21 protein-coding genes are annotated in these 26,002 nt (G+C 74.7%); 17 read left to right on the forward strand and 4 right to left on the reverse strand.

What is annotated here, in order from left to right; translation table 11 throughout:
• Positions 1–27: 27 nt before the first annotated feature.
• The 14 genes from DQ241_RS14820 (at position 28) to DQ241_RS14885 (ending at position 15,585) form a co-directional block, all read left to right on the forward strand.
• Positions 28–1,536, forward strand: a complete 1,509-nt coding sequence (locus DQ241_RS14820; protein WP_233492449.1) for a UDP-N-acetylmuramoyl-L-alanyl-D-glutamate--2,6-diaminopimelate ligase — start codon at positions 28–30, stop codon at positions 1,534–1,536.
• The gene (gene murF, locus DQ241_RS14825; RefSeq protein ID WP_113830968.1) at positions 1,533–2,924 is read left to right on the forward strand and encodes a UDP-N-acetylmuramoyl-tripeptide--D-alanyl-D-alanine ligase; all 1,392 of its coding nucleotides are present in this window, start codon (positions 1,533–1,535) and stop codon (positions 2,922–2,924) included. The genes DQ241_RS14820 and murF overlap by 4 nt, the downstream gene beginning before the upstream one ends.
• Positions 2,921–4,000 (forward strand): phospho-N-acetylmuramoyl-pentapeptide-transferase, encoded by a 1,080-nt coding sequence (gene mraY, locus DQ241_RS14830; protein WP_113830969.1) that lies wholly within the window; start codon positions 2,921–2,923, stop codon positions 3,998–4,000. The genes murF and mraY overlap by 4 nt, the downstream gene beginning before the upstream one ends.
• Positions 4,001–4,002: 2 nt before the next feature.
• Positions 4,003–5,436, forward strand: coding sequence for a UDP-N-acetylmuramoyl-L-alanine--D-glutamate ligase (gene murD, locus DQ241_RS14835; protein WP_199584581.1), 1,434 nt, complete (start codon positions 4,003–4,005; stop codon positions 5,434–5,436).
• Between the two features lie 101 nt (positions 5,437–5,537).
• Positions 5,538–6,974, forward strand: a complete 1,437-nt coding sequence (gene ftsW, locus DQ241_RS14840; RefSeq protein ID WP_113830971.1) for a putative lipid II flippase FtsW — start codon at positions 5,538–5,540, stop codon at positions 6,972–6,974.
• A gap of 68 nt (positions 6,975–7,042) precedes the next feature.
• The gene (locus tag DQ241_RS14845; protein WP_370444384.1) at positions 7,043–8,092 is read left to right on the forward strand and encodes a glycosyltransferase; all 1,050 of its coding nucleotides are present in this window, start codon (positions 7,043–7,045) and stop codon (positions 8,090–8,092) included.
• On the forward strand, positions 8,089–9,567 hold the full coding sequence (gene murC, locus DQ241_RS14850) for a UDP-N-acetylmuramate--L-alanine ligase (protein WP_113830972.1): 1,479 nt from the start codon (positions 8,089–8,091) through the stop codon (positions 9,565–9,567). Before DQ241_RS14845 ends, murC begins: the two co-directional genes overlap by 4 nt.
• The gene (locus DQ241_RS14855) at positions 9,564–10,370 is read left to right on the forward strand and encodes a cell division protein FtsQ/DivIB (protein WP_113830973.1); all 807 of its coding nucleotides are present in this window, start codon (positions 9,564–9,566) and stop codon (positions 10,368–10,370) included. The genes murC and DQ241_RS14855 overlap by 4 nt, the downstream gene beginning before the upstream one ends.
• 361 nt (positions 10,371–10,731) lie before the next feature.
• Positions 10,732–12,036, forward strand: coding sequence for a cell division protein FtsZ (ftsZ, locus tag DQ241_RS14860; protein ID WP_113830974.1), 1,305 nt, complete (start codon positions 10,732–10,734; stop codon positions 12,034–12,036).
• Between the two features lie 94 nt (positions 12,037–12,130).
• Entirely contained in the window at positions 12,131–12,862 is a 732-nt protein-coding gene (gene pgeF / locus DQ241_RS14865; protein ID WP_113830975.1) for a peptidoglycan editing factor PgeF, read from the forward strand.
• 22 nt (positions 12,863–12,884) lie between these two features.
• Positions 12,885–13,619, forward strand: coding sequence for a YggS family pyridoxal phosphate-dependent enzyme (locus DQ241_RS14870; protein WP_113830976.1), 735 nt, complete (start codon positions 12,885–12,887; stop codon positions 13,617–13,619).
• An 85-nt stretch (positions 13,620–13,704) separates the two neighbouring features.
• Positions 13,705–14,403 carry a cell division protein SepF gene (locus DQ241_RS21385; RefSeq protein ID WP_113830977.1) on the forward strand — a complete coding sequence of 233 codons (699 nt, stop codon included), beginning with the start codon at positions 13,705–13,707 and terminating at the stop codon, positions 14,401–14,403.
• 71 nt (positions 14,404–14,474) lie between these two features.
• The gene (locus tag DQ241_RS14880; RefSeq protein ID WP_113830978.1) at positions 14,475–14,762 is read left to right on the forward strand and encodes a YggT family protein; all 288 of its coding nucleotides are present in this window, start codon (positions 14,475–14,477) and stop codon (positions 14,760–14,762) included.
• Positions 14,763–14,862: 100 nt separating this feature from the next.
• Positions 14,863–15,585: a DivIVA domain-containing protein gene (locus DQ241_RS14885; RefSeq protein ID WP_113830979.1), complete on the forward strand. Its 723-nt coding sequence runs from the start codon at positions 14,863–14,865 to the stop codon at positions 15,583–15,585.
• A gap of 132 nt (positions 15,586–15,717) precedes the next feature.
• On the opposite strand, the gene DQ241_RS14890 is transcribed toward DQ241_RS14885, so the two are convergent.
• The 3 genes from DQ241_RS14890 to DQ241_RS14900 form a co-directional block, all read right to left on the reverse strand.
• Complete coding sequence (locus DQ241_RS14890) at positions 15,718–16,641, reverse strand: carbohydrate ABC transporter permease (RefSeq protein WP_113830980.1); 924 nt, start codon at positions 16,639–16,641, stop codon at positions 15,718–15,720.
• On the reverse strand, positions 16,638–17,627 hold the full coding sequence (locus DQ241_RS14895; RefSeq protein ID WP_113830981.1) for a carbohydrate ABC transporter permease: 990 nt from the start codon (positions 17,625–17,627) through the stop codon (positions 16,638–16,640). Before DQ241_RS14895 ends, DQ241_RS14890 begins: the two co-directional genes overlap by 4 nt.
• 113 nt (positions 17,628–17,740) lie before the next feature.
• Positions 17,741–19,129 carry an ABC transporter substrate-binding protein gene (locus DQ241_RS14900; protein ID WP_113830982.1) on the reverse strand — a complete coding sequence of 463 codons (1,389 nt, stop codon included), beginning with the start codon at positions 19,127–19,129 and terminating at the stop codon, positions 17,741–17,743.
• 214 nt (positions 19,130–19,343) lie between these two features.
• On the opposite strand from DQ241_RS14900, the gene DQ241_RS14905 reads away from it, so the two are divergent.
• Both DQ241_RS14905 and DQ241_RS14910 read left to right on the forward strand, forming a co-directional pair.
• On the forward strand, positions 19,344–20,456 hold the full coding sequence (locus DQ241_RS14905) for an ABC transporter ATP-binding protein (RefSeq protein WP_113830983.1): 1,113 nt from the start codon (positions 19,344–19,346) through the stop codon (positions 20,454–20,456).
• 57 nt (positions 20,457–20,513) lie between these two features.
• Entirely contained in the window at positions 20,514–21,173 is a 660-nt protein-coding gene (locus DQ241_RS14910) for a hypothetical protein (protein ID WP_113830984.1), read from the forward strand.
• A gap of 12 nt (positions 21,174–21,185) precedes the next feature.
• Here the strand turns inward: DQ241_RS14910 and ileS are convergent, their stop codons facing one another.
• Positions 21,186–24,356, reverse strand: a complete 3,171-nt coding sequence (gene ileS / locus DQ241_RS14915) for an isoleucine--tRNA ligase (RefSeq protein ID WP_199584586.1) — start codon at positions 24,354–24,356, stop codon at positions 21,186–21,188.
• A 108-nt stretch (positions 24,357–24,464) separates the two neighbouring features.
• On the opposite strand from ileS, the gene DQ241_RS14920 reads away from it, so the two are divergent.
• Positions 24,465–25,976, forward strand: a complete 1,512-nt coding sequence (locus tag DQ241_RS14920) for a potassium/proton antiporter (RefSeq protein ID WP_113830985.1) — start codon at positions 24,465–24,467, stop codon at positions 25,974–25,976.
• Positions 25,977–26,002 lie beyond the last annotated feature (26 nt).

Consider the following 26,002-nt stretch of genomic DNA (forward strand, 5'->3'; position numbering starts at 1 on the left):
CCGAGCCCGCCGGTAGATTGGAGCCCCGTGACCCCGACCGATCTCGCCGCGCTCGCCGACCTCGTCGGCACGGTGCCCGCGGAGGCGGCCGGCGTGCAGGTCTCCGGCGTCACCCTGGCCTCCGGTGAGGTGCAGCCGGGCCACCTCTACGCCGCGCTCCCGGGTGCCCGCACGCACGGGGTCCGCTACGTCGCCGACGCCGTCGCGAGGGGGGCCGTCGCCGTCCTGACCGATCCCACCGGCCGCGCCGAGGCCGAGGCGTCCGGCCTGCCGGTCTGCGTCGTCGACGACCCGCGCGCCGTCCTCGGTGCCGTGGCCGACCGCGTGTACGGGGAGCCGAGCCGCCGGCTGCGGGTCATCGGCATCACCGGCACCAACGGCAAGACGACGACGAGCTACCTGGTCGAGGCCGGGCTGGCCGCGGCCGGGATGGCCACCGGGCTCATCGGCACCGTGCGCACCCAGACCCGCGCCGCCGACGGCACGGTCACCGCCCTGCCGAGCGTCCGCACCACCCCGGAGGCCCCGGCGCTGCACGAGCTGCTGGCCGGGATGGCCGACGCCGGCGTGTCCGCCGTGGTCATGGAGGTGTCCAGCCACGCGCTGGTGCAGGGCCGGGTGGGCGGGGTCCGCTTCGCCGCCGCCGGCTTCACCAACCTCGGCCGCGACCACCTCGACTTCCACGGCGACCTCGAGGCCTACTTCCAGGCGAAGGCGCTGCTGTTCGACGGGCGCGCGGCCGCCGAGGTGGTCGACGTCGACGACGCCTCGGGTCGCCGGCTGCGCGACCGCCCGGGCCGGTCCCGACCGGTCACCGTCTCGACCGCGGGGGCCGATGCCGACTGGTCGGCCGTCGACGTGCAGCCCGCGCCCGACGGCGGTTCGGCCTTCACGCTGCTCGGCCCCGGTGGGCTCCGCCGCCCCGCCAGGGTGCGGCTGCCCGGCCGGTTCAACGTGGCCAACGCCGTGCTGGCGGTCGCCCTCCTCGACGCCGTGGGCGTGCCGGTCGACGCCGCGCTCCAGGGCATCGCCACCACCGTGGTGCCGGGGCGCATGGAGCCGGTCGACGCGGGCCAGCCGTTCGTGGCCCTCGTCGACTACGCGCACACGCCCGACGCCGTCGCCACGGCGCTCGCCGCGCTGCGCACCGCCACCGGGGGGCGGCTGATCACCGTGCTCGGGTGCGGCGGTGACCGCGACCCGGGCAAGCGCGCGGCGATGGGCGCCGCCGCGGCCGTCGGCAGCGACGTCGTCGTGGTCACCGACGACAACCCCCGCTCGGAGGACCCGGCGGCCATCCGCGCCGCGGTGCTGGCAGGCGTCACCGAGGTGCCCGAGGAGCAGCGGGCCGAGGTCCACGAGGTCGGTGACCGGCGCGCCGCCATCGCCGCCGCCGTCGCGCTGGCCGCGCCCGGGGACACCGTGCTGGTCGCGGGCAAGGGCCACGAGACCGGCCAGGAGGTGGCCGGCACGGTGCACCCGTTCGACGACCGAGAGGTGCTCCGCGAGGTCCTGGCCGGGGCGGTGACCCGGTGATCGCCCTGACGCTGGCCGAGGTCGCGGAGCTGACCGGCGGCACCCTGAGCGGTGCCACCGCCCCGGTGACCGGCGCGGTGACGCTCGACTCGCGGTCCCTCGCCCCCGGCGACCTGTTCGTCGCGGTGGCGGGGGAGCGGGTCGACGGGCACGACTTCCTGCCGGCCGCCGCGGCCGCCGGAGCGGCCGGTGCCCTGTGCGCCCGCCCCGATCCGGCGCTGGCGTGCGTCGTGGTCGACGACGTCGTGGCCGCCCTCGGCCGGCTCGCCGCGGGGGTGCACACCCGCCTCGCCGCCGGCGGCCTGGTCACCCTGGGGATCACCGGCTCGTCGGGCAAGACCTCGACCAAGGACCTGCTCGGCCAGGTGCTCGCCGCGGCCGGCCCCACGGTGAGCCCGCCCGGCTCGTACAACAACGACATCGGGCTGCCGCTGACCGTGCTCTCCGCCGACGAGGGCACCCGCTTCCTGGTGCTGGAGATGGGCGCCCGCGGATTGGGCCACATCGCCCGCCTGTGCCGGGTCGCCCGCCCGCAGATCGGCGTCGTGCTCAACGTCGGCTCGGCGCACCTGGGCGAGTTCGGCAGCCCCGAGGTGATCGCGCAGGCCAAGGGCGAGCTGGTCGAGGCGCTGCCCGACGACGGCACCGCCGTGCTCAACGCCGACGACCCGCGGGTGATCGGCATGGCCCCGCGCACCCGGGCACGGGTGCTGCGCACCGGCCGCGGGCAGGACGCCGACGTCCGGGCCGCGGAGGTCACCCTCGACGGGTCCGCCCGCGCCCGGTTCACCCTGGTGGCCGCCGGTGAGGAGCACCCGGTCGCGCTGCAGGTCGTGGGCGAGCACCAGGTCGCCAACGCGCTGTCGGCCGCCGGCGCCGCGCTCGCCGCCGGCATGGCGCCGGCCGCCGTCGCCGCCGCGCTCTCCGCCGCCGGGCCGCGCAGCCGCTGGCGGATGGAGGTCACCCGCCGCGCCGACGGCGTCACCGTGGTCAACGACGCCTACAACGCCAACCCGGAGTCGATGCGGGCCGCCCTGGCCGCGCTCGCCGGGCTGCCCGCCACCCGGCGGGTCGCCGTGCTCGGTGGCATGGCCGAGCTCGGCGCCGACGCCGACGCGGAGCACCGGCGGCTCGGGGTCGACGCCGTCGCCGCGGGGGTCGACGTGGTCGTGGCCGTCGGACCGGATGCGGTAGGGATAGCCGAGGCCGCGGTCACCGCCGGGCTCCGCGCAGGAGAGGGATCGATGCACGTGCCGGACCGGGCCGCCGCCCACCAGTTGCTGGCCGAGGAGCTGCGCCCCGGTGACGTCGTGCTCGTGAAGGCCAGCCGCTCCTACGGCCTCGAACTGCTCGCCGCCGACCTCCTCGACGGGGAGGCCGGCGCGTGAGGAGCGTCCTCATCGCGGCCGGGCTCGGCCTGATCCTGTCCATCCTGCTCACGCCGCTGGCCATCCGCGCCTTCCGGCGGCAGGGGCTGGGCCAGGAGATCCGGGACGACGGCCCCGAGAGCCACCTGTCGAAGAAGGGCACGCCCACGATGGGCGGCACGGTGATCGTGGGCGCCACGGTCGTCGGTTACCTCGCCGCCCACCTGGCCTTCGCCGGGCAGGACAGCTGGGGGTTCAGCGCCTCCGGGCTCCTGCTGCTGTTCCTCATGGTCGGCATGGGCACCGTCGGCTTCCTCGACGACTACCTCAAGATCCGGCACCGCCGCAGCCTCGGGCTGAACAAGACGGCGAAGCTGGTCGGGCAGCTGGTCGTGGGGGTCACCTTCGCCGTCCTCGCGATCAACTTCGGCAACGACGACGGCATCACGCCGGCCTCCACCTCGATCTCCTACGTGCGCGACATCGCGCCGCTGGCGATCGGGCCGATCCTGTTCGTGGTCTTCGCGTACCTGTTCATCGCCGGGTTCTCCAACGCGGTGAACCTCACCGACGGCCTGGACGGGCTGGCCGCCGGCTCCTCGGCCATGGTCTTCGCCTCCTACCTGATCATCTCGTTCTGGCAGTTCACCCACGACTGCGCCCGCGAGGCGATCGACGGGTGCTACGTGGTCCGCGACCCGCTCGACGTCACGCTCATCGCCGCGGCCGGCATGGGCGCCTGCCTGGGCTTCCTGTGGTGGAACACCAGCCCCGCGCGGATCTTCATGGGCGACACCGGCTCCCTCGCCCTCGGCGGCGTCATCTCCGGCCTGGCCATCGTCACCCGCACCGAGCTGCTGCTCGTCGTCCTCGGCGGGCTGTTCGTGGCGGTCACGCTGTCGGTGGTCATCCAGGTCGCCTTCTTCCGCGCGACCCGGCGGCGGGTCTTCCGGATGGCCCCGCTGCACCACCACTTCGAGCTGGCGGGCTGGACCGAGAACACGGTCATCGTCCGGTTCTGGCTGGTGACCGGGATGGCCGTGGCCTTCGGCCTGGGGCTCTTCTACGCCGACTGGCTCTCCTTCGCGGGGCTGTGACGGTGGCCGACCTCGACGGCGCCACGGTCCTCGTCGCCGGGCTGGGCGTCTCCGGCGTCGCCGCCGCCCGGGTGCTCCTCGACCGCGGCGCCCGGGTGCTGCTCACCGACGCCGCGGAGCGGCCCGTGGTCGCGGAGCTGAGCGCTGCCGGCGCCACCTGGCTGGGCGGGCTCGACGCCGTCCCCGGGGACACCGACCTGGTGGTCACCTCGCCGGGCTGGCGTCCCGACTCCCCGCTGCTGGTCGACGCCGCCCGGCGGGGCATCGAGGTCGTCGGCGAGCCGGAGCTGGCCTGGCGGCTGCGCGTCGCCGGCCCGGACGGCCGCCCGGCCCCGTGGCTGGCGGTCACCGGTACCAACGGCAAGACGACGACGGTCACGATGCTCGAGGCGGTCCTGCAGGCGGCCGGGCTGCGTGCGGTGGCCGCCGGGAACGTGGGCCGCCCGCTGGTCGAGGTGGTCACCGCCCGCGACCCCGACGGCCGGCCGTCGTTCGACGCGATCGCGGTGGAGCTGTCGAGCTTCCAGCTGCACTGGTCGTCCTCCCTCGCGCCGGCCGCCGCGGCGGTGCTCAACGTCGCCGACGACCACACCGACTGGCACGGCTCCTTCGCCGCCTACCGCGACGCCAAGGCACGGATCCTCGAGCGCGCGCCGGTCGCGGTGGCCGACGCCGGCGACCCGGTCGCGTCGTCGCTGGTCGCCGCCCACCCGCACCCGGTGACGGTCACCCTCGGCGAGCCGGGAGCCGGGCAGCTGGGCGTGCGGGGCGGGGTGCTGGTGGATCGCGCCTTCGCCGCCGACCCCGCGGGGGAGGCGCTGCTCGAGCGGGACCGGCTGCAGGTGCCCGGCCCGCACAACGTGGTCAACGCGCTGGTGGCCGCCGCCCTGGCCCGCGCGGCGGGCGTGGACGCGGAGGCCGTGGGCCGTGGCCTGGCCGGATTCCGCGGCGGGGCCCACCGCAACGTCCGGGTGGCGTCCACGGGCGGGGTCGACTGGGTCGACGACAGCAAGGCGACCAACCCGCACGCGGCCGGTGCCTCGCTGTCGGCCTACCCGCGGGTCGTCTGGATCGCGGGCGGCCTGCTCAAGGGGGCCGACGTCGACCCGCTGGTGGCCGCGGTCGCCCCGCGGCTGACCGGAGCGGTGCTGCTGGGCCGTGACCGGGCGCAGATCGCCGCCTCGCTGGCGCGACACGCCCCGACGGTGCCGGTCGTCGAGGTGCCCAGCGGCGACGATGGCGGGGTGGACGGGACGGGTGTGACTGCAGAGGCGACGATGGCGCAGGTCGTCGCCGCGGCCGCGCGGCTGGCCGGCCCCGGCGACACGGTGCTGCTCGCGCCCGCGGCCGCCTCCATGGACGTCTTCCGCGACTACGCGCACCGCGGGGACGCCTTCGCCGCGGCCGTGCGGGCGCTGGCGCCGGGCCGGCCGTGACGACGACGGAGGTCCGCCCGGCCGCCCCCAGGCGCCCGCGCGCGCAGCGACCCGCCCCCCGCGCCCCCCGCTGGACCGGGCCGGCCTGGCTCGACGGCCCCATGACCAGCTGCCACCTGGTGCTGGGCGCCGCCGGGCTGCTGCTGGTCATCGGCCTGGTGATGGTGTTCAGCGCCTCCTCGATCGAGGCGGCCCTGGCCGACGAGCCGGCGTGGGCGCCCGGCGTCCAGCAGCTGATCTGGGCCTTCCTCGGCCTGATCGCCATGGGGGTGGCGCTGCGGCTGCCGGTCGGCTTCCTCCGCCGGTGGTCCCCGATCGCGCTGGTCGGCGTCGCCTTCCTCCTCCTGCTGGTGCTCGTCCCGGGTATCGGCGTGAAGCTCAACGGCGCACGGCAGTGGTTCGACCTCGGGTTCGCCCACCTGCAGCCCTCCGAGGTGGCCAAGCTGGTGTTCGCGCTCTGGGGCGCGCACGTGCTGGCGCTCCGGGAGCGCTACCTGACCACGAAGTCGCTGCTGGTCCCGGTGCTCCCGGTCTTCGGCGTCCTGATGCTGCTGCTCATCGCCGAGCCCGACTTCGGCGCGGTCGTCACCCTCGGGCTGGTGCTCGTCGGGCTGCTGTGGGCCGGCGGCATGCCGCTGAAGTGGTTCGGCGGCTTCGCCGCCGGCGCCGTGGTGCTCATCGTGGTGCTGGTGCAGGCCGCGCCGTACCGGATGGCCCGCATCACCGCCTTCCTCGACCCGTTCGCCGACCCCACCGACGGCGGCTTCCAGGCCATCCGCGGCATGTACGCCCTCGCCACGGGCGGCCTCTGGGGCGTGGGGCTGGGCAACAGCGCCATGAAGTGGAACCTGCTGCCGCACGCGGAGTCCGACTACATCTTCGCCATCATCGGCGAGGAGATGGGTTTCCTCGGCTGCCTGGTCGTGGTCACGCTCTACGGGGTGCTGGCCTTCGCGGGGTTCCGCATCGCCCGGCGCGCCGCCGACCGGTTCGTCCAGCTGGCCAGCATCGCGATCACCGTGTGGCTGGTCGGCCAGGCCACGATGAACATGGGGTACGTGGTCGGCCTGCTCCCCGTCACCGGCGTCACGCTGCCGCTCATCTCCGCGGGCGGCACGTCGCTGGTGCTCACCCTCTTCATCGTCGGCATCCTGGCCCGCTTCGCGCTCTCCGAGCCCGCGGCCGTCGAGGCCCAGCAGCACCGGACCCGCGGCCGGCTGAGCCGCTGGCTCCTGCCGGCACCGGGCTCCGCGGTGGACCCGGTCCGTCCGCGGCGCCGCCCGGAGGACCGCCCGCCGCGCTCGGTGCGGGGCACCGGACGGACCGTCGTGCACGCCGGCAGCGCGCTGCGCCGCGCCCCCGCGGAACCGCTGCCCTCCGTGCGACCCGCGCCGGCCGAGCGCACCCGCGCCCCCGAGCTGCCCCGCCCCGCGGAGCCGCCCCGGGCCGAACGGCCCGCCCGGGCCGGCCAGCCCCGGCCCGGCCGCCGCCAGCCGGGCTCGGGCGGGGGGCCCCGTCGGCCCGGGGGAGCCCGGTGAGCGCGAGCACCCCGCGCCCGCTGTCGGTCGTCCTCGCGGGCGGTGGCACCGGCGGGCACATCGAGCCGATGCTCGCCCTCGCCGACGCGCTGCGCCGCCGGTCGGCCGACGGCGGGCCCGAGCTGACGATCACCTGCCTGGGCACCGCCCGGGGCATGGAGACCCGTCTGGTACCGGCCCGCGGCTACGACCTGCGGCTGATCCCGCCGGTGCCGCTGCCGCGCAAGCCGACCCCGGAGCTGCTCCGCGTGCCCGGCCGGGTCCGCCGCGCCGTGGGGGAGACCCGCGCGCTGCTGCGCGAGCTGCACGCCGACGTCGTCGTCGGCTTCGGCGGGTACGTGGCGCTGCCCGCCTACCTGGCGGCGCGCCGGACCCGGACGCCGGTCGTCGTGCACGAGCAGAACGCGCTGCCGGGCCTGGCCAACCGCATCGGCGCGCGCGGGGCGGCGCGGGTGGCCGTCACCTTCCCGGGGACCCCGCTGCGCGGCGCGGAGCAGGTGGGCATGCCGCTGCGCCGGGCGATCAGCACGCTCGACCGCGACGCGCGCCGGGCCGAGGGCCGCGCGGCGTTCGGGCTGGACCCCGACCGCCCCACGCTGCTGGTCTTCGGCGGCTCGCAGGGCGCGGCGTCGCTCAACCGGGCCGCCGTCGCGGCGGCGGACGCGCTGACGGCGGCCGGCGTCCAGGTGCTGCACGCGCGTGGCCCGAAGAACACCGACGTGAGCGTCCCGCCGCGCTCCGCGGGTAGTGCGCCGTACGTGGTGGTCGACTACCTGGAGCGCATGGACCTGGCCTACGCCGCCGCCGACCTGGCCCTGTGCCGGTCGGGAGCGGTCACCGTCGCCGAGCTCTCGGCCGTCGGGCTGCCCGCCGCCTTCGTGCCGCTGCCGATCGGCAACGGCGAGCAGCGCCGCAACGCGCTGCCGGTGGTCGAGGCCGGCGGTGGGCTGCTGGTGGAGGACGCCGACCTGAGCCCCGAGTGGATCGAGGAGCACCTGGTGCCGCTGCTGACCGACCCCGGTGGCCTGGCCCGGTACGCCGCGCACGCGCGCGCCGCCGGGACGCCGGACGCCGACGAGCGGCTGGCCGGCATCGTGCTGGAGGTGGCGCAGCGATGAGCGCCGCCGACGTCGCCGCCTGGACCGGTCCGGTGCCGGAGCCGGCCGAGCTGGGCGCGGTGCACTTCGTCGGGATCGGCGGTGCCGGCATGAGCGGGATCGCGCGCATCCTGCTGGCCCGCGGCGTGCCGGTCTCCGGCAGCGACCGCCGCGACACCCCCACGCTGCTGGCGCTGCGCGCCCTGGGCGCCCGGGTGCAGCTCGGGCACGACGCCGCGCACCTGGGCGACGCGGACACCGTCGTGGTGTCGACGGCGATCCGGCCGGACAACCCGGAGCTGGCCGCTGCCCGCGAGCGCGGGCTGCGGGTGCTGCCGCGCGCCGTGGCGCTGGCCGCGGTCATGGCCGGGCGGCGCAGCGTCGCCGTCGCCGGCACGCACGGCAAGACGTCGACGACGTCGATGCTGACCGTCGCGGTGCAGGCCTGCGGGGTCGACCCCTCGTTCGCCATCGGGGGCAACCTCAACGAGTCGGGCAGCAACGCCCACGCCGGGACCGGTGACGTGTTCGTCGCCGAGGCCGACGAGAGCGACCGCTCCTTCCTGCTGCTGGCCCCGTTCGGGGCGATCGTCACCAACGTCGAGGCCGACCACCTGGACAACTACGGCGACCTGGCCGCGGTCGAGGCGGCCTTCGACCGCTTCCTCACCACCGTCGACCCGGAGGGCTTCGTCGTCCTGTGCGCCGACGACCCCGGGGCGGCGCGGCTGCTCGGCGTCCCCGGTCCGGCCCGGGTGCGGACCTACGGCCGATCGGCCGATGCCCACCTGCGGCTCGCCGACCTGGAGGTGGGCCCGCAGGAGACCAGCTACACGGCCGTCGTCGACGGCCGGGAGCTCGGCCGGGTGCGCATCCAGCTGCCGGGCGAGCACATGGCGCTCAACAGCGCCGCCGCCCTCCTGGCCGGGCTGGAGCTGGGGCTGCCCGCGGCCGGCCTGATCGAGGGGCTGGCCCGCTTCGGTGGCGTGCACCGCCGGTTCGAGCTCAAGGGCGTCGTCGACGGCGTCCGCGTCTACGACGACTACGCCCACCACCCGACCGAGGTGCGCGCCCAGCTGCACGCGGCCCGCGCGGTGGCGGGCACGGGCCGGCTGGTCGTGGCCTTCCAGCCGCACCTGTACAGCCGCACGCAGGAGTTCGCCGAGGGGTTCGGCGAGGCGCTCGGGCTGGCCGACGACGTCGTCGTCATGGAGATCTACGGCGCCCGCGAGGACCCGGTCCCCGGCGTCACCGGGGCGATGGTGGCCGACGCGGTCCCGCTGCCCCCGGGGCGGGTGCTGTTCGAGCCCTCCTGGTCGGCGGCGGCCCCCGCGCTGGCGGAACGGGCGCGGCCCGGCGACCTGGTGATGACGATGGGCGCGGGCGACGTCTCGATGGTCGGCCCGGAGGTGCTCGAGGCGCTGCGTGCGCGGGCGGCCGGGAGGGACGGCGCCGCGGATCACGCCTCCGATCCCCCCGGGAGCCCGGACCGGTGAGCCGCGGCGGGGCGACCACCCGGGACCGCACCCGCGGCGCCCGGCGGGGCGCCGACCGCCGGGGGAGCGGCTCGGTCACGCCGCTGCCCGACCGCCGGCGCCGCCGGACCGCGCACCCGAGGCGGCGCCGGGTGGTCCAGGCGGCCGCCGCGGTGGTCGGCCTGATCGCCGTCGTGTGGTTCCTGGCCGCGGGGCCGCTGCTGTCGGTCCGCTCCATCCAGGTCGACGGGGCGGAGCTGCTCCCCGCCGAGCTGGTCCGCGAGACCTCCGGCATCGACCAGGGGACGCCGCTGCTCCGGGTCGACGTCGACGCCGCGACCGCCCGGCTGGCCGAGCTGCCGCAGGTGCGGTCGGTGACGGTCACCCGCGGCTGGCCCGACCGCGTCGTCATCACCCTGGTCGAGCGCACGCCGCTGGCCGCCGTCGAGCAGGACGGCGGGCGGGTGCTCGTCGACGGGAGCGGGGTGCTGTTCGACACCATCACCGGGCAGCCGCCGGCCGGCGTGGTGCCGCTGGAGGTGGCCGAGCCCGGGCCCGGCGACGAGGCCACCGAGGCCGCCCTGGCGGCCATCGCGGCGCTGCCGGGAGACCTGCGCGAGCAGATGGCCGGGGCGACCGCCACGGGCCCGGAGGACGTCGCGTTCCTGCTCCTCGACGGCACGGTGGTCCGGTGGGGGAGCGCCGACGAGTCCGACCGCAAGGCGCAGGCCCTGGCCGGGCTGGTGGCCCGCATCGAGAGCGGCGACCTCGAGCCGGCCGGTGAGATCGACGTCAGCGCGCCGGGCGCCGTCGTCCTCCGCTGACCCCGGTCCTCGCCCTGCGTGCGGTGCCGCCTCCGGAGGGCTCCGCCGGCGGCGCGGCGGCGACACGCCGAGGGCCGCGACACGCCCGACCACAGAAACAAATGTCGCGCATGTGATTCCCGGTGCGGCTGGGAGCCTGCACCCCTGCATGAGACGTTCGGCAGGCGGGTCGTCACACCCAGTGGTGCGGATGTGACCACTGAGTCGTGGGTGAACGGTGGCGTTCCGCCCTACCGACACGCCGACCCGGAGCGGGTGCTTGTAGCGCCGGTCCGGGCGCACCTAACTTCGTCCGCGTCGACCGAGTTGACATAACTGTAAGGCTGAACTTGAGGATGAGGGTCCAGTTGGGGAGCGCCGCATGACACCTCCGCACAACTATCTAGCGGTCATCAAGGTCGTCGGCATCGGCGGCGGCGGGGTGAACGCGGTCAACCGCATGATCGAAGTCGGCCTCAAGGGGGTCGAGTTCATCGCGATCAACACCGACGCCCAGGCCCTGCTGATGAGCGACGCCGACGTCAAGCTCGACGTCGGCCGCGAGCTCACCCGCGGCCTCGGCGCCGGCGCGCAGCCCGACGTGGGCCGCCAGGCCGCCGAGGACCACCGCGAGGAGATCGAGGAGGTCCTCAAGGGGGCCGACATGGTCTTCGTGACCGCCGGCGAGGGCGGTGGCACCGGCACCGGTGGCGCGCCCGTCGTGGCGTCCATCGCGCGCAAGCTCGGTGCGCTGACCATCGGCGTGGTCACCCGTCCGTTCGCCTTCGAGGGCAAGCGGCGGGCCGTCCAGGCCGAATCGGGCATCGAGGAGCTGCGCAACGAGTGCGACACGCTCATCGTCATCCCGAACGACCGGCTGCTCCAGCTGGGCGACCGGAACGTGAGCGTCATGGACGCGTTCCGCACCGCCGACCAGGTGCTGCTCTCCGGTGTCCAGGGCATCACCGACCTGATCACCACGCCCGGCCTGATCAACCTGGACTTCGCCGACGTCAAGTCGGTCATGTCCGGGGCGGGCTCGGCGCTCATGGGCATCGGCAGCGCGCGCGGTGACAACCGGGCGCTGCTGGCCGCCGAGCAGGCGATCGCCAGCCCGCTGCTGGAGGCCTCCATGGAGGGCGCGCACGGCGTCCTGCTGTCGATCTCCGGTGGCTCCGACCTGGGCCTGTTCGAGATCAACGAGGCCGCGTCGCTGGTGTCGGACGCCGCGCACCCCGACGCCAACATCATCTTCGGCGCCGTCATCGACGACGCCCTCGGTGACGAGGTGCGGGTCACGGTCATCGCCGCCGGGTTCGACGGCGGCCGTCCGAACACGCGCAAGGACGGCGCCCCGGCGGCGGTCTCCACCGGCCTGCCCGGTGGATCGGTGCCCAGCGGGCTCCCGCCGCACCGCCGCCCGGCGATGAACCCGGCTCCGGCGTCCTCGCCGTCGGCGGAGCGGCCGGCCCCGGCCGCGCCGGCCCAGCCGGCCCCGGCCGCGCCGGCCCAGCCGGCACCGGTCGCGCCGGCCCCGGTGGCCTCCAGCCGGACGGCGCCGCCGGCCGGCGGGGGCATCACCGTGCCGCCGCTGCCGCCGATCCCCGGCCCGGTCAACGGGCGCCGCCCGCTGTCCAACGAGGACTTCGAGGAAGAGCTCGACATCCCCGAGTTCCTCAAGCAGTAAGAGGACCCCCTCGCCCCCCACGCCTCGCAGGCTCGGCGTGGGGCCCTGCGAGGGGGCCTTCCAATCCACACCAGCGACGTAACCTCTCGTCCTGATGAGCAACGAACCGGCCGCCCCGTCGTCCGTCCGGCCCCGCAGGGTCGTGACCGATCGGCGGGGCGGCCGTTCCGCGTCGCCGTACGACACCTTCAACCTCGGCGACCACGTCGGGGACGACCCGGCCGCCGTGGCGGCGAACCGTTCGCGGGTCGCCCGCGAGCTCGGGGTGGGCGAGGACCGGCTGGTCTGGATGGAACAGGTGCACGGCACCGGCGTGGCCGTCGTCGACGGACCGCAGGACGGCCCGGTCCCCGCCACCGACGCGCTGGTCACCCGCACCCCCGGCCTGGTGCTCGGGGTGCTGGCCGCCGACTGCGTCCCCGTGCTGCTCACCGACCCCGTGGCGGGCGTGGTCGCGGCGGTGCACGCCGGACGCGAGGGCGTCCGCCAGGGCGTGCTCCCGCGCGCGCTGTCGGCCATGGCGAGCCTCGGCGCCCGCGCGCGGCACGTCACCGCGCTGCTGGGGCCGGCGGTCTGCGGAGCCTGCTACGAGGTGCCCGAGGCCATGCAGGCCGACGTCGCCCGCGTGGCGCCCGCTGCCGCCGTCCGGACCCGCCGGGGCACCCCGGGCCTGGACCTGCGCGCCGGGCTCGCCGAGGCGCTCCAGCGGGCCGGGGTGACCGAGGTGGTCACCGACGCCCGCTGCACCGTCGAGGACCCGCAGCTGTTCTCGCACCGCCGCGACGGCGTCACGGGCCGGCACGCGGGCCTGGTGTGGCTGGGCTGAGCGCCCGCGGGAGGATGCCGTCATGGCCAGCCTCGAGCAGAACCTCGCCGCCGTGCGCGAGCGGATCGCCGCGGCCGCGCGCGCCGCGGGGCGGGAGCCCGACGAGGTGCGCCTGCTCGCGGTGAGCAAGACCTGGCCCGCCGAGGACGTCCGGGCCCTCGCTGCGCTGGGCCAGGTCGACTTCGGGGAGAACCGCGCCCAGGAGCTGATCGGCAAGGCCGGTGAGCTCGCCGACGTCCCGCTGCGCTGGCACTTCATCGGCCAGCTGCAGCGCAACAAGGCCGCCGCCGTGGCCCGCGTCGGCGCCGTCGTGCACTCCGTGGACCGGCTGCCGCTGGCGCAGGCCCTGAGCCGCGCGGGGGAGGGGAGCGGCACCCCGGTGGAGGTGCTGCTCCAGGTCGACCTCGGCGGGCCGGAGGGCGAACTGGGGGCCCGGGGCGGCGCCTACCCGGCCGGGCTGCCCGCGCTCGCCGACGCCGTCGCCGAGCTCCCGGGGGTGCGGCTGCGCGGACTCATGGCCGTGGCCCCCCGCGGCGCGGCGCCCGCGCCGGCGTTCGCCCGCCTCGCCGACCTGGCCGCCCGCGTGCGCGCCGACCACCCGGAGGCGGTCGAGCTGTCCGCGGGCATGAGCGGAGACCTCGAGGACGCCGTCGCAGCCGGCGCGACGATCGTGCGTGTCGGAACCGCGCTCTTCGGCGACCGGCCCCTACCCTCCGGTGAGATCGGTCATCACCAGCCACACGAGTCACACCAGTAACACGGGCAACCGGAGCCCCGGGGTGACCCGGCCGACGGCCGTACGCACGCGATCGCCGAGCACTGCCAGCAGAGGGGGAGTTCCGATGGCTGGAGCCATGCGGAGGATGGGCATCTACCTGGGTCTCGTCGAGGACGACGACGCCCGCGGCTACGGCCGGTACGACGCCCGCCAGTCCGACCTGGAGCACGACCGCCGGTACGGGCGCTACGCCGAGGACCGGTACGACGACTACGCCGACGGCGAGTACGCCGGCTACGACGACGAGGAGCTCGAGGCCGCCGAGCCGGCCCCCGCGCCGGTCCGCGACCCCGAGCCCATCTCGGTGCGCCGCGTCACGCCGGCCCGCCCGATCGGGCTGGCCTCGTCCGGTCCGTCGGGCTCGTCCGGCTCCCGGATCAGCGCGATGAGCAGCGGCCCGGTGGGCGCGGCCGGTCTCGCCGTCCGCGAGCCGGTCGTCGCCGTCGCCCCGGAGCCCGCGCCGGCGCCCGCGCCGGCCCCCCAGCCCTACCGGATCACCACGCTGCACCCGCGCACGTACAACGAGGCGCGCACCATCGGCGAGCGCTTCCGCGACGGCATGCCGGTGATCATGAACCTCACCGAGATGGACGACGCCGACGCCAAGCGGCTCGTCGACTTCGCTGCGGGACTGTCCTTCGGGCTGCGCGGTAGTATCGAGCGCGTCACGGCGAAGGTGTTCCTGCTCAGTCCGCAGAACGTCGACGTGACGGCCGAGGACAAGGCGCGGATCCGCGAGGGCGGGTTCTTCAACCAGTCCTGAGGTCGGCGCGGGGTCCGCCCCGCGCACCCCGGTGGTGGCGGCACGACAGGTGCCCTGGACGAACGAGGACCGTGGGAATCTTCTGGGCGATCGTCTCGTCGATCCTGCTCGTCTTCCTCGTCCTGCTGTTCGCGCGGTTCGTGGTCGACTGGGTGATGGTGCTGGCGCGCAGCTGGCGTCCCACCGGCCTCGTCGCCGCTGGTCTCGAGGTCGTCTACAGCACGACCGACCCTCCGCTGAAGGCGGTGCGCCGGGTCATCCCGCCCCTGAACCTGGGGTCCATCCGACTGGACCTCGGGTTTATGGTGCTGCTGATCGCCGTGGTGGTCCTCCGGAACGTCACGCTCGCACTCGCATGACCGCTCAATCCCCCGGGATCAGAGCCGCAGGACGGGCGCGCACGACCGCCGCTCGTCCGAGAACGCCCCTGTTCCCGCCGTCCGACCCGAGGTGACCCCGATGCCACTGACTCCTGCCGACGTGCACAACGTCGTGTTCAAGAAGCCGCCCATCGGCAAGCGGGGCTACGACGAGGACGAGGTGGACGCCTTCCTCGACGTCGTCGAGGCCGAGCTGGCCCGCCTGATCGAGGAGAACAACGAGCTGCGCTCCGGCGCCGGCAGCCGTGGCGGCGCCCGCGTCGACGAGCGGCCCGAGCCCCCGGCCCCGGCGCCCGCTGTGGTCCAGGCCCCGCCCGTGCAGCAGCCGCGCGAGGACGACAGCGCCCGCGCCTCCCGCATGCTGGCCCTGGCCACCGAGACGGCCGACCGCTACGTCAACGAGGCCAAGGCGCAGGCCGAGCAGATGCTCGGCAGCGCCAAGACCAACAGCGAGCGGATGATGACCGAGGCTCGCACCAAGAGCGAGCAGATGGTCACCGAGGCCAAGCACCGGGCCGACTCGATGATCGGCGACGCCCGCACCCGCGCCGAGACCATGGAGCGCGAGGCGCGCGCCAAGGCCGCCGCCCTCGACCAGGACGCCGAGCGCCGCCACGTCGAGGCCATGGGCAGCCTCGAGGAGAAGCGCAGCAGCCTGGAGCGCAAGATCGAGGAGCTGCGCACCTTCGAGCGCGAGTACCGCACCCGCCTGCGGTCCTACCTCGAGTCGCACCTGCGCGACCTGGACAGCCGCGGCTCGGCCGAGCCGGCGCAGGCCGGCCGGCAGCACGCCAGCGCCTGACCCACCCGCACGACGAAGGCCCCCGGACCCCGGTCCGGGGGCCTTCGTCGTCCCCGGCCTGCGCCGCGCGCGGGCCGTACGACGAGGGCCCCGGACCGGTACCGGTCCGGGGCCCTCGGGGGGCGAGGCCCGTCAGCCCTTGACGCTGCCCGCCAGCAGGCCGCGGACGAAGTAGCGCTGCAGGGAGAGGAACACGATCAGCGGCACGATGATCGCCACGAACGCGCCGGCGGCCAGCAGGAACCAGTCCGAGCCGCGCGAGCCGGCGAGCTCGGCCAGCCGCACGGTCAGCGGGGCGACGTCGGAGCTGCCCCCGGCGAAGGTCAGACCGACCAGCAGGTCGTTCCAGACCCAGAGGAACTGGAAGACGCCGAACGCCGCGATCGCGGGCGTGAGCAGGGGCAGCAGCACCTGGAAGAAGATCTTCACGTGGCCGGCGCCGTCCATCCGGGCGGCCTCGACCAGCGAGGCCGGGATCTCCTTCATGAAGTTGTGCAGCAGGAAGATGGCCAGCGGCAGCGCGAAGATCGAGTGCGAGATCCACACCGTCCAGAACGACCCGGCGAGGTCGGTGGACACGTAGAGCCGCAGCAGCGGGATCAGCGTGACCTGCAGCGGCACGACCTGCAGCGCGAACACCGCGACGAACAGGACGTTGCGCCCCCGGAACGGGATCCAGGCGAAGGCGTAGGCCGCGAGCAGCGCCAGGCTGATCGGGATGATCACGGCGGGCAGCGTGATCACGATCGAGTTCACGAACAGGTTCGCGAAGTTCGTGCTGCCGCCGTAGAGCACCGTGTCGTAGTTGTCGAAGGTGAACTGCGGATCGGTGAAGGCCGTCCACCAGCCCGAGCGGCGGATGTCGATCTCCGGCCGGAACGAGGTGATCAGCAGCCCGAGCGTCGGCACGGTCCAGAGGACGGCGATGACGATCGCGATGGCCGAGGCGGCCGGGGAGCTGAGCTTCGTCTTGGCCGCCGCCGCCCGCCGCTCGGCGCGGGTGAGCTTGCGCTCGGTCGGCGGCGCCGGGGACATGACCGGCGTGGTGGTGGTCATCGGATCTCCTCGGCCAGGCGCAGCTGGCGGACGTTGTAGGCGATGATCGGCACGACCAGGACGAACAGCAGCACCGCCAGCGCGGCACCGAGGCCGAAGTTCGAGTAGCGGAAGGACTGCGTGTAGAACTCGTTGGCCACGATGCTCGTGCCGAAGTTCCCGCCGGTCATCGTCCGGACGACGTCGAAGGCCTTGAGCGAGACGATGGCCACCGTGGTCAGCACCACGACGAGGGCCGGCCGGATGCTCGGCACGGTGATGTGGCGGAACATCTGCAGGCCGCTCACACCGTCCAGCCGGGCCGCCTCGATGACGTCGTCGGGGATCGCCTTGATCGCCGCCGACAGGACCGTCATCGCGAAGCCGGTCTGGATCCAGACCATGACGATGATCAGGTAGAGGTTGTTGACCGGCTGGTCGAGCAGGAACTGCTGCGGGTCCACGCCCACGAGCGTCAGCAGCTTGTTCAGCACGCCGATCTGGTTCACGCCCGGCTGGTCGGGCCGGTACTCGTACATGAACTTCCAGATGACGCCGGCGCCGACCATCGAGATGGCCATCGGCAGAAAGATCAGCGCCTTGGCCAGCGCCTCGAACCGCGTGCGGTCGACGAGGTAGGCGTAGATCAGGCCCAGGCCCACCGAGAGCAGCGGGACGAGGACCACCCAGAGCACGGTGTTGCGCAGGACGGTCTGGAAGCTGTCCTCGGTGAACACGGTGGCGTAGTTGTCGAACCCGACGAACTCCGAGCCGTCACCGTCGAAGAACGACCCCCAGATGGTGCGCAGGGCCGGGTAGACCAGCCCCACGCCCAGCAGGATGGCGGTCGGGCCGAGGAAGCCCGCCGCGACCAGCCAGTTGGGGATCCGCTTGGGGCGGTCGACGGCGAACAGGATCGCGCCCATCACCGCCACGAACAGGAGGATGGCGACGACCATCAGGGCGAACTTGTGCCCCGTGGAGGTCGCCTCCGTGAACCACTGCACCGCTGGCGCCCTCTCTAACGGCGGACGCCGGGGGGCCGCGTGTGCGGCCCCCCGGCCTCCGCGGGTGGTTGGGGTGGTCCGGCGTCAGCGTGGCTGACGCCGGACCGGGTGGGTCAGGACGCCGGCCAGGCGTTCTCGACGTCGGTGAGGACCTGCTGGGTCGGCTTGTCCTCGGCGAACCAGTTGGTCAGCTCCGTCCACAGACGACCGGCACCGATCTCGCCGGGCATGAGGTCCGAGCCGTCGAACCGGAACGTCGTGCCCGGGTCCTGGAAGAGCTCGGCGGAGAGCTGGTCGATGGGGGAGGCCAGCAGCTCCGCGTCCAGGCCGGTGTTGGCGCTCACCCAGCCGGGGCCGGAGGTCTGCGCCTTGACGTTGGCCCAGTCGTCGGTCGACAGGTAGGTCTGCAGCGCCTGCGTGGCCGGGTCGTCGTTGAAGGCCGCGACGAACTCGCCACCACCGAGGACCGGGGCGGCGTCGCCCGTGATGGGCGGCAGCGGGAAGGCGAAGACGTCGCCGTCCTCACCGACCTCGGTGCCCTCGGGCCAGTTGGCCTGGTAGAAGGACGCGGCCCGGTGCATGAAGCAGGAGCCCTCGAGGATCGGGTTGCCGGCGTCGGTCCACTCCGTCGAGGCGATGGAGCGCGAGTCGCCCAGGCCGCCGTTGACGAAGTCGTCGTTCTTCAGGATCTCGCCGACGGTGTCGAGCGCCTCGACGACCTGCGGGTCGTTGAAGGGGATCTGGTGGGTGACCCACTGGTCGTAGACCTCGGGGCCGGCGGTGCGCAGCAGCACGTCCTCCAGCCAGTCGGTGGCCGGCCAGCCGGTCGCCTCGCCGGAGCCGATGCCCGCGCACCACGGCTTGCCGCCGTCGTCCGCGATCTGCTGGGACAGGGCGACCATGTCCTCCCAGGTCTCCGGGATCTCGTAGCCGGCGTCCTCGAAGGCGGCCGGGGAGTACCAGACGAAGGACTTGGCGTTGGCGCCCAGCGGAGCGGCGTAGAAGGTGCCGTCGACGGTGCCGTAGTTCTTCCAGTCCGCGGACCAGAACTCGTCGACGTTGGCCTCGACCTGGGCCGGCGGGGCGACGACGTCGCCCGAGCGGACCAGGTTGGCCAGCAGGCCCGGCTGCGGGATGAAGGCGATGTCGGGGGCGTTGCCGCTCTCCGTGCGCACGATGAGCTGCGCCTCGAACTCGCGCGAGCCCTCGTACTCCACCTCGACGCCGGTGCACTCCGTGAACGGCACGTAGGAGTCGATGTGCGGCTGGTCCTCGGGGTCGACGATGGAGCTGTAGACGCTGACCGTCTCGCCCTCCAGGTCGCCGAACTCCTCGTAGGGCGCGCAGTCGATCTCCAGCGAGGCCGGGTCGACGGTGTCGCCGCCGGTGCTGCCGCCGCCGCCGCCGTTGTCGTCGTCGCCACCGCAGCCCGCGAGGACGAGCGCGAGCCCGAGCCCTCCGGCCACCGCCGCGGTCCCGCGGCCCCTCGAGCGCATGGTCATGTGGATGTCCTTCCAGCTGTGCTACCCGTCACATTCGACGGGAACCCTAACTAATCTCCGGGGCAACGAGGCGTAACAGTGGCGCAACCGTTATGAGATCGCACCCTGGCGCCTCCGAAGGTGTGACACGACGGTGCGCCGCGCCCCCGACGGTGGTGCCGCGGTCGTGCAGCGTGCCACAGTGTCCGGACCACATCGGTGCAGGAAGGAACCCATGGCCGCCATCACCTACGACCGGGCGACGCTGGTCTACCCCGGGGCGGACCGTCCCTCGGTGGACGGGCTGGACCTGCAGATCGCCGACGGCGAGTTCCTCGTCCTGGTCGGCCCCTCCGGCTGCGGCAAGTCGACGTCGCTGCGGATGCTCGCCGGCCTCGAGGAGGTCACCGAGGGGCGCATCCTCATCGGGGACAAGGACGTCACGGGCCTCCCGCCGAAGGAGCGGGACATCGCCATGGTGTTCCAGAACTACGCGCTCTACCCGCACATGACCGTCGCCGACAACATGGGCTTCGCGCTCAAGATCGCCGGCGTGCCCAAGGAGGAGCGGGCGACCCGGGTGCGGGAGGCGGCCAAGATCCTCGACCTCGAGGAGTACCTGGACCGCAAGCCCAAGGCGCTGTCCGGCGGCCAGCGCCAGCGGGTGGCCATGGGCCGGGCGATCGTGCGCCAGCCGCAGGCCTTCCTCATGGACGAGCCGCTGTCCAACCTCGACGCGAAGCTGCGCGTGCAGACCCGCACCGAGATCGCCGCGCTGCAGCGCCGGCTGGGCACCACCACCGTCTACGTCACCCACGACCAGGTCGAGGCCATGACCATGGGCGACCGCGTGGCGGTGCTCAAGGACGGCCTGCTCCAGCAGGTCGACACCCCGCGCAACCTCTACGACCGCCCCGCGAACGTCTTCGTCGCCGGGTTCATGGGCTCGCCCGCCATGAACCTCGTCGAGGTGCAGCTCACCGAGGGCGGCGCGCTCCTCGGCGGCCAGCCGGTGCCGCTGCCGCGCGAGGCCCTCTCCGCCCTGGCGGCCGAGGGCGCCCGCACGGCCACGCTCGGCTTCCGCCCCGAGTCCGTGGACTACGCCGGTGCCGGCGAGGGCGTGCCGATGGAGGTCCTGGTCGTCGAGGAGCTGGGCGCCGACGCCTTCGCGTACGCGCAGCTCCAGACGGGCAGCGGGGACGCCGTCGTCGACAAGACCATCACGCTGCGCACCGACGCGCGCCGCACGCCGGCCAAGGGCGAGGTGCTGCACGTGACGATCCGCCCGGAGCAGGCGCACGTGTTCTCGACCGCGACCGGCCTGCGCGTCTCCCAGCCCGGAGCCTGACCGGCCCCGCGCCGCTCGTGCGGCGCGGGGCCCGCTCCGGGCCCTAGAGTCGCGATCGTGATCCTGGTCGCGTTCCTCCTGGTCCTGGCCGGCCTCGGGCTGTTCGTGGCCGGTGTGCTCACCGGGGTGACGGCTCTCTACTGGGCCTGCGTCGCCACCTGCGTCGTGGCGGCGGTGGTCATCTTCCTCGCCCGGCGGAAGCTGGCCGACGCGCCGCCGTCGCGGACCGGGGACGACGCCCGCCGGCCGGTCGGTGCGACGGCGAGCGATGCGACGGCCGGCGGTGCGACGGCGAGCGGTGCGACGGCCGGCGGTGCCGCGTCCCCGCACGCAGCTCCCGAGGCACCCGCCCAGGAGCGCGCCGCGGCGGCGCAGCCGCCGGCCGAGCCGGCTCCCCCGGACGGGCGCGCCCCGGTCGAGCCCGCTCACGCGGCAGCTCCCGCGGCCGGCGTCCCGGTCGGGCCGGACGGCGAACCGCCGCTGGAGGAGGTCGAGGTCACCGACCTGCTCCTGGTCGTCGACCTCACCGACGAGGTGCTCGTCATCGACGAGCACCCGCGCTACCACCTCGAGGGCTGCCCACACCTCGCCGGCGCCACACCGATCCCGCTGCCCCTGGACGAGGCGCGGGCCGACGGCTTCACCCCGTGCGGCACCTGCCGCCCCGACCGGCACCTGGCCGACCGGGCCCGGTCCCGGAGGTCCGCCGGCAACTGAGGCCGGCGGACCTCACGCCCGGGCGATCCAGAAGCGCGAGCCCTCCGGCCCCTCGACGCCCTCGCCGCTGCCGGTGGTCCCCGGCTGCAGCCGCTGGGCCAGCACCTCGGCCGCCACCTGCTCGGCGTGCTCCTCGAGCGCGGCGGCCACGGCGCCGTCCGCGGTCCAGGACAGCGCGATGCGGTCGGTGACCTCCAGACCGCTGCTCTTGCGGGCCTCCTGGACCAGGCGGACGACCTCGCGCACCAGCCCCAGCCGCTCCAGCTCCGGCGTGAGCGCCAGGTCCAGGGCGACGGTCAGGCCGCCGCCGCTGGCCACGGTCCAGCCCTCGCGCGGGGTCTCGGTGACGACCAGGTCGCCGTCCTCGAGCGGCACGGTGGCGCCGTCGACCTCGACCGCGGCGGTCCCGGCGCGGTAGGCGGCGACCAGCTCGCGGGCGTCCGCCGCGGCGACGGCCGTGGCCACCGCCTGGACCTGCTTGCCCAGCCGCCGGCCCACGGTGCGGAAGTCGATCTTCACGCTCACGTCGACCAGGTCGGCGCCGACGGCGCCCGACAGCTCGGCCAGCTCCTGCACGTTGAGCTCGTCGGACACCTCGGCGACCAGGTCACGGGGGAGCGAGGCCCAGCCGGGGGCGGCCACGAGCGCCCGAGCCAGCGGCTGGCGGGTGCGGACCTTCGCGGCGGTGCGGGCGGAGCGGCCGAGCTCGACCAGCCGCCGCACCAGCGCCATGCGCTCGACCAGCTCGTCGTCCAGCGCCTCGGCGTCCACCTGCGGCCAGGAGGCCAGGTGCACCGAGTCGACGGCGCCGTCCAGGCCCGGGACGACGGCGCGCGCCCACACCTCGTCGGTGACGAAGGGGGTGAACGGCGCCATGAGCCGGGTCAGCCCGTCGAGCACCTCGTGCAGCGTGCCCAGGGCCGACGGGTCGCCGTCCCAGAAGCGGCGGCGGGACCGGCGGACGTACCAGTTGGACAGGTCGTCGACGAACCCCGCGAGCAGCCGGCCGGCGCCCTGGGTGTCGAAGTCCTCCAGCGCGGCGGTGACGTCGCGGGTGACGGCGGCCAGCTCGGCCAGCGCCCAGCGGTCCAGCAGCGGCCGCTCGGCGCGGGCCGGGGCCGGCGTGGTGCGGGGGTCCCAGCCGTTGGCCTCCGCGTAGAGGGTGAAGAAGCTGGCGGTGTTCCAGTAGGTCAGCAGGACCTTGCGGACGACCTCGGACAGCGTCTCGTGCCCGACCCGGCGGGCTGACCACGGCGAGCCGCCGGCCAGCATGAACCAGCGGACGGCGTCGGCGCCGTGCCGGTCCATGAGCGGGATCGGCTCGAGGATGTTGCCCAGGTGCTTGCTCATCTTGCGGCCGTCCTCGGCGAGGATGTGCCCGAGGCAGAGCACGTTCTCGTAGGAGGACTGCTCGAACACCAGGGTGCCGACCGCCATCAGCGAGTAGAACCAGCCGCGGGTCTGGTCGATGGCCTCGGCGATGAACTGCGCCGGGTAGGCGGCCTGGAACTGCTCCTGGTTGCGGTACGGGGCGCCCCACTGGGCGAAGGGCATGGAGCCGGAGTCGTACCAGGCGTCGATGACCTGCGGCACGCGCCGGAAGGTGCCCTCCTCGCCGGGCAGCGTGAAGGTGACCTCGTCGATGAACGGCCGGTGCGGGTCCAGGTCGGAGAGGTCGCGGCCGGTCAGCTCCGAGAGCTCGGCCAGCGAGCCGACCACGACCATCCGGGACGGGTCGGCGTCGTTGCGCCAGATCGGCAGGGGGGTGCCCCAATACCGGTCGCGGGACAGCGCCCAGTCGACGTTGTTGTTCAGCCAGTCCCCGTAGCGCCCGGTCTTGATGCTCTCCGGGTGCCAGGTCGTCTTCTCGTTCTCGGCGAGCAGCTGGTCCTTGATCTGGCTGGTGCGGATGTACCAGGACGGCTGCGCGTAGTACATGAGCGGCGTGTGGCAGCGCCAGCAGTGCGGGTAGCTGTGCTCGAACCGGTGCTCGCGCCACAGCACGCCGCGGGCCTGCAGGTCCTCGACGAGGGCGGGGTCGGCGGCCTTGAAGAAGTGCCCGCCGACCAGCGGCACCTCGGGCAGGAAGTGGCCGGTGGCGTCGATCGGGACGACGACGGGCAGCCCGTAGCCGCGGCAGACCGCGAGGTCCTCGGCGCCGAACGCGGGGGACTGGTGGACCAGGCCGGTGCCGTCCTCGGTGGTCACGTAGTCGGCCAGGACGACGTAGTGCGCGTCCTCGCCCTCCGGGAAGTCGACCAGCTCGAAGGGGCGCTGGTAGTGCACCCGCTCCCAGTCGCGGCCGGTGGTCCGGGCCAGCACCTCGCGGGGCGCGTCGGCGTCGAGGACGGCGTCCAGGAGCGGCTCGGCGACGACGACCGTCGCCTCCGCACCGGCGTGCTCGGTGCGGACGACGACGTAGGTGACGTCGGGGTGCACGGCGACCGCGGTGTTCGACGGCAGCGTCCACGGCGTCGTCGTCCAGATGAGCAGGTCGGCCCTGCCGGCCCACTCGCCGCTGGTGACCGGCAGCCGCACGTACACCGACGGGTCGGTGATCGACTCGTACCCCTGGGCCACCTCGTGGTCGGACAGCCCGGTGCCGCAGCGCGGGCAGTAGGGGGCGACGCGGTGGTCCTCGACCAGCAGGCCCTTGCCGAAGACCTGCTTGAGCGACCACCAGACGCTCTCGATGTAGGCGGGGTCCATCGTCCAGTAGGCGGTGGACATGTCCACCCAGTAGCCCATGCGCTGGGTGAGCTCGGTGAAGGCGTCGACGTGCCGCTCGACCGACTCGCGGCAGCGGGCGTTGAACTCGGCGATGCCGTAGCGCTCGATGTCGGGCTTGCCGGCGAAGCCCAGCTCCTGCTCGACGGCGATCTCGACCGGCAGGCCGTGGCAGTCCCAGCCGGCGCGCCGGGGCACGTGCCAGCCCTGCATCGTCTTGAAGCGGGGGAAGACGTCCTTGAACGCCCGCGCCTCGATGTGGTGGGTGCCCGGCCGGCCGTTCGCGGTGGGCGGGCCCTCGTAGACGTTCCACTGCGGCCGGCCCGCGGAGGCCTCGACCGAGCGGGCGAAGACCTCGTCCTTCTCCCAGCGCTGCAGGATCGCCTGCTCCATGGCCGGGAGGTCGACCTGAGGGGGCAGCGCGGCGAAGGGACCGGTCGGTGCGGGGGCGCTCACGCCGCCATTCTCCCCGAACCGGCAAACCCGGTCGCAGCCCCCGTGCCGAGCACGACACCGGCCGGACACGCGGGTGCGGGAGACTGCCCCCGTGGGGGACGGCGGGCGGTGAACACGACGGTCGCCCTCGCGCTGGCCGTGGGCTCGCTCGTGGTCCTCGTCGCCGCCGTCGCGCTGCGGCTGGCCGACCGGCTGGGCCTGCCCAGCCTGCTGCTCTACCTGGCCCTCGGCCTCGTCCTGGGGGAGGGCGGCCTGGGCATCGAGTTCGAGGACGCCGAGCTCACCCAGACCCTCGGCGTCGCCGCGCTCGTGGTGATCCTGGCCGAGGGCGGGCTGACCACCCGGTGGTCCGACGTCCGCCGGGCGATCGGCCCGGGGCTCACCCTGGCGACGGTCGGCGTGGCGGTGAGCGTCGGCGTCACCGCCGCGGTCACCGTGCTGCTGCTGGACACCTCGTGGGGGTTCGCGCTGCTGCTCGCGGCCGTGATCGGCTCCACCGACGCCGCGGCGGTGTTCGCCGCGCTGCGCCGGCTGCCGCTGCCCCGGCGGCTCGCGGCCGCCATCGAGGCGGAGAGCGGGCTCAACGACGCCCCGGCGATCCTGCTCGTCACCACCCTGGCCGCGTACCTGACCGACGCGCACGCCGAGGCGTGGTGGCTGCTCGGGGCGGAGATGGTCCTCGAGCTGGTCGGCGGGGCGGTGATCGGGGTGGCGATCGCCCGCCTCGGCGCCGAGCTGCTGCGGCGGGTCGCGCTGCCGCTGGCCGGCTTCTACCCGCTGGCGATGCTCGCGCTCTGCGTCCTCGCCTTCGCCGCGGCCACGCTGGCGCACACGTCGGGGATCGTCGCCGTCTACCTCGCCGGCGTCGTCCTGGGCAACGCCGCGCTGCCGCACCGTTCGGCCAGCATCGGCTTCGCGGAGGGCACGGCCACCCTCGCCCAGATCGGGCTCTTCGTGCTCCTCGGCCTGCTCGCGTCGCCGAGCCGGCTGCTGGACGCCCTCGGGCCGGCGCTGGTGGTCGGGGGCGCGCTGCTGCTCGTGGCCCGGCCGCTGTCGGTCGTCCTGTCGCTGGTCTGGTTCCGGTGGCCGTGGCACCAGCAGGCCTTCGTCTCGTGGGCCGGCCTGCGCGGCGCGGTGCCCATCGTGCTGGCCACCTTCCCGCTCACCGCCGACGTGCCGGGCGCCACCCGGATCTTCGACACGGTGTTCGTGCTGGTCGTCGTCTTCACCGTGGTGCAGGGCGGATCGCTGCCCTGGGTGGCGCGGCGGCTGCGGATCGCAGCTCCGGTCACCCCGCGCGACATCGAGGTCGAGTCCGCGCCGCTGGAGGAGCTCGACGCCGAGCTCATGCAGCTCACGGTGCCGCAGGGCTCGCGGCTGCACGGCGTCTACCTGCCGGAGCTGCGGTTGCCCGAGGACGCCGCCGTGGTCCTCGTGGTCCGCGAGGGGCGGGCCTTCGTCCCGGACGAGAACACGCGTCTGATGCGCGGGGACCAGGCGCTGCTGGTGTCCGCGCGCCGCAGCCGCGCCGAGGCCGAGCGGCGGCTGCGCGCGGTCAGCCGGGCGGGGCGGCTGGCCGGCTGGCGGGGGGAGACCGGCGCGCCGAGCGGCGCGGACTGACCGGCGCGCACCCGTAGGATCCGACC

Source organism: Blastococcus sp. TF02A-30 (assembly GCF_003319185.1).
GTDB lineage: Bacteria > Actinomycetota > Actinomycetes > Mycobacteriales > Geodermatophilaceae > Blastococcus.

Excerpts from the sequence above, each read along its gene's own strand:
- murC (WP_113830972.1), top strand. The coding sequence starts at position 8,089 with ATGAGCGCCGCCGACGTCGCCGCCTGGACCGGTCCGGTGCCGGAGCCG.
- DQ241_RS14845 (WP_370444384.1), top strand. The coding sequence starts at position 7,043 with ATGCTCGCCCTCGCCGACGCGCTGCGCCGCCGGTCGGCCGACGGCGGG.
- pgeF (WP_113830975.1), top strand. The coding sequence starts at position 12,131 with ATGAGCAACGAACCGGCCGCCCCGTCGTCCGTCCGGCCCCGCAGGGTC.
- DQ241_RS21385 (WP_113830977.1), top strand. The coding sequence starts at position 13,705 with ATGGCTGGAGCCATGCGGAGGATGGGCATCTACCTGGGTCTCGTCGAG.
- DQ241_RS14885 (WP_113830979.1), top strand. The coding sequence starts at position 14,863 with ATGCCACTGACTCCTGCCGACGTGCACAACGTCGTGTTCAAGAAGCCG.
- DQ241_RS14900 (WP_113830982.1), bottom strand. The coding sequence starts at position 19,129 with ATGACCATGCGCTCGAGGGGCCGCGGGACCGCGGCGGTGGCCGGAGGG.
- DQ241_RS14870 (WP_113830976.1), top strand. The coding sequence starts at position 12,885 with ATGGCCAGCCTCGAGCAGAACCTCGCCGCCGTGCGCGAGCGGATCGCC.
- ftsW (WP_113830971.1), top strand. The coding sequence starts at position 5,538 with ATGACCAGCTGCCACCTGGTGCTGGGCGCCGCCGGGCTGCTGCTGGTC.
- ftsZ (WP_113830974.1), top strand. The coding sequence starts at position 10,732 with ATGACACCTCCGCACAACTATCTAGCGGTCATCAAGGTCGTCGGCATC.
- DQ241_RS14905 (WP_113830983.1), top strand. The coding sequence starts at position 19,344 with ATGGCCGCCATCACCTACGACCGGGCGACGCTGGTCTACCCCGGGGCG.
- DQ241_RS14890 (WP_113830980.1), bottom strand. The coding sequence starts at position 16,641 with ATGACCACCACCACGCCGGTCATGTCCCCGGCGCCGCCGACCGAGCGC.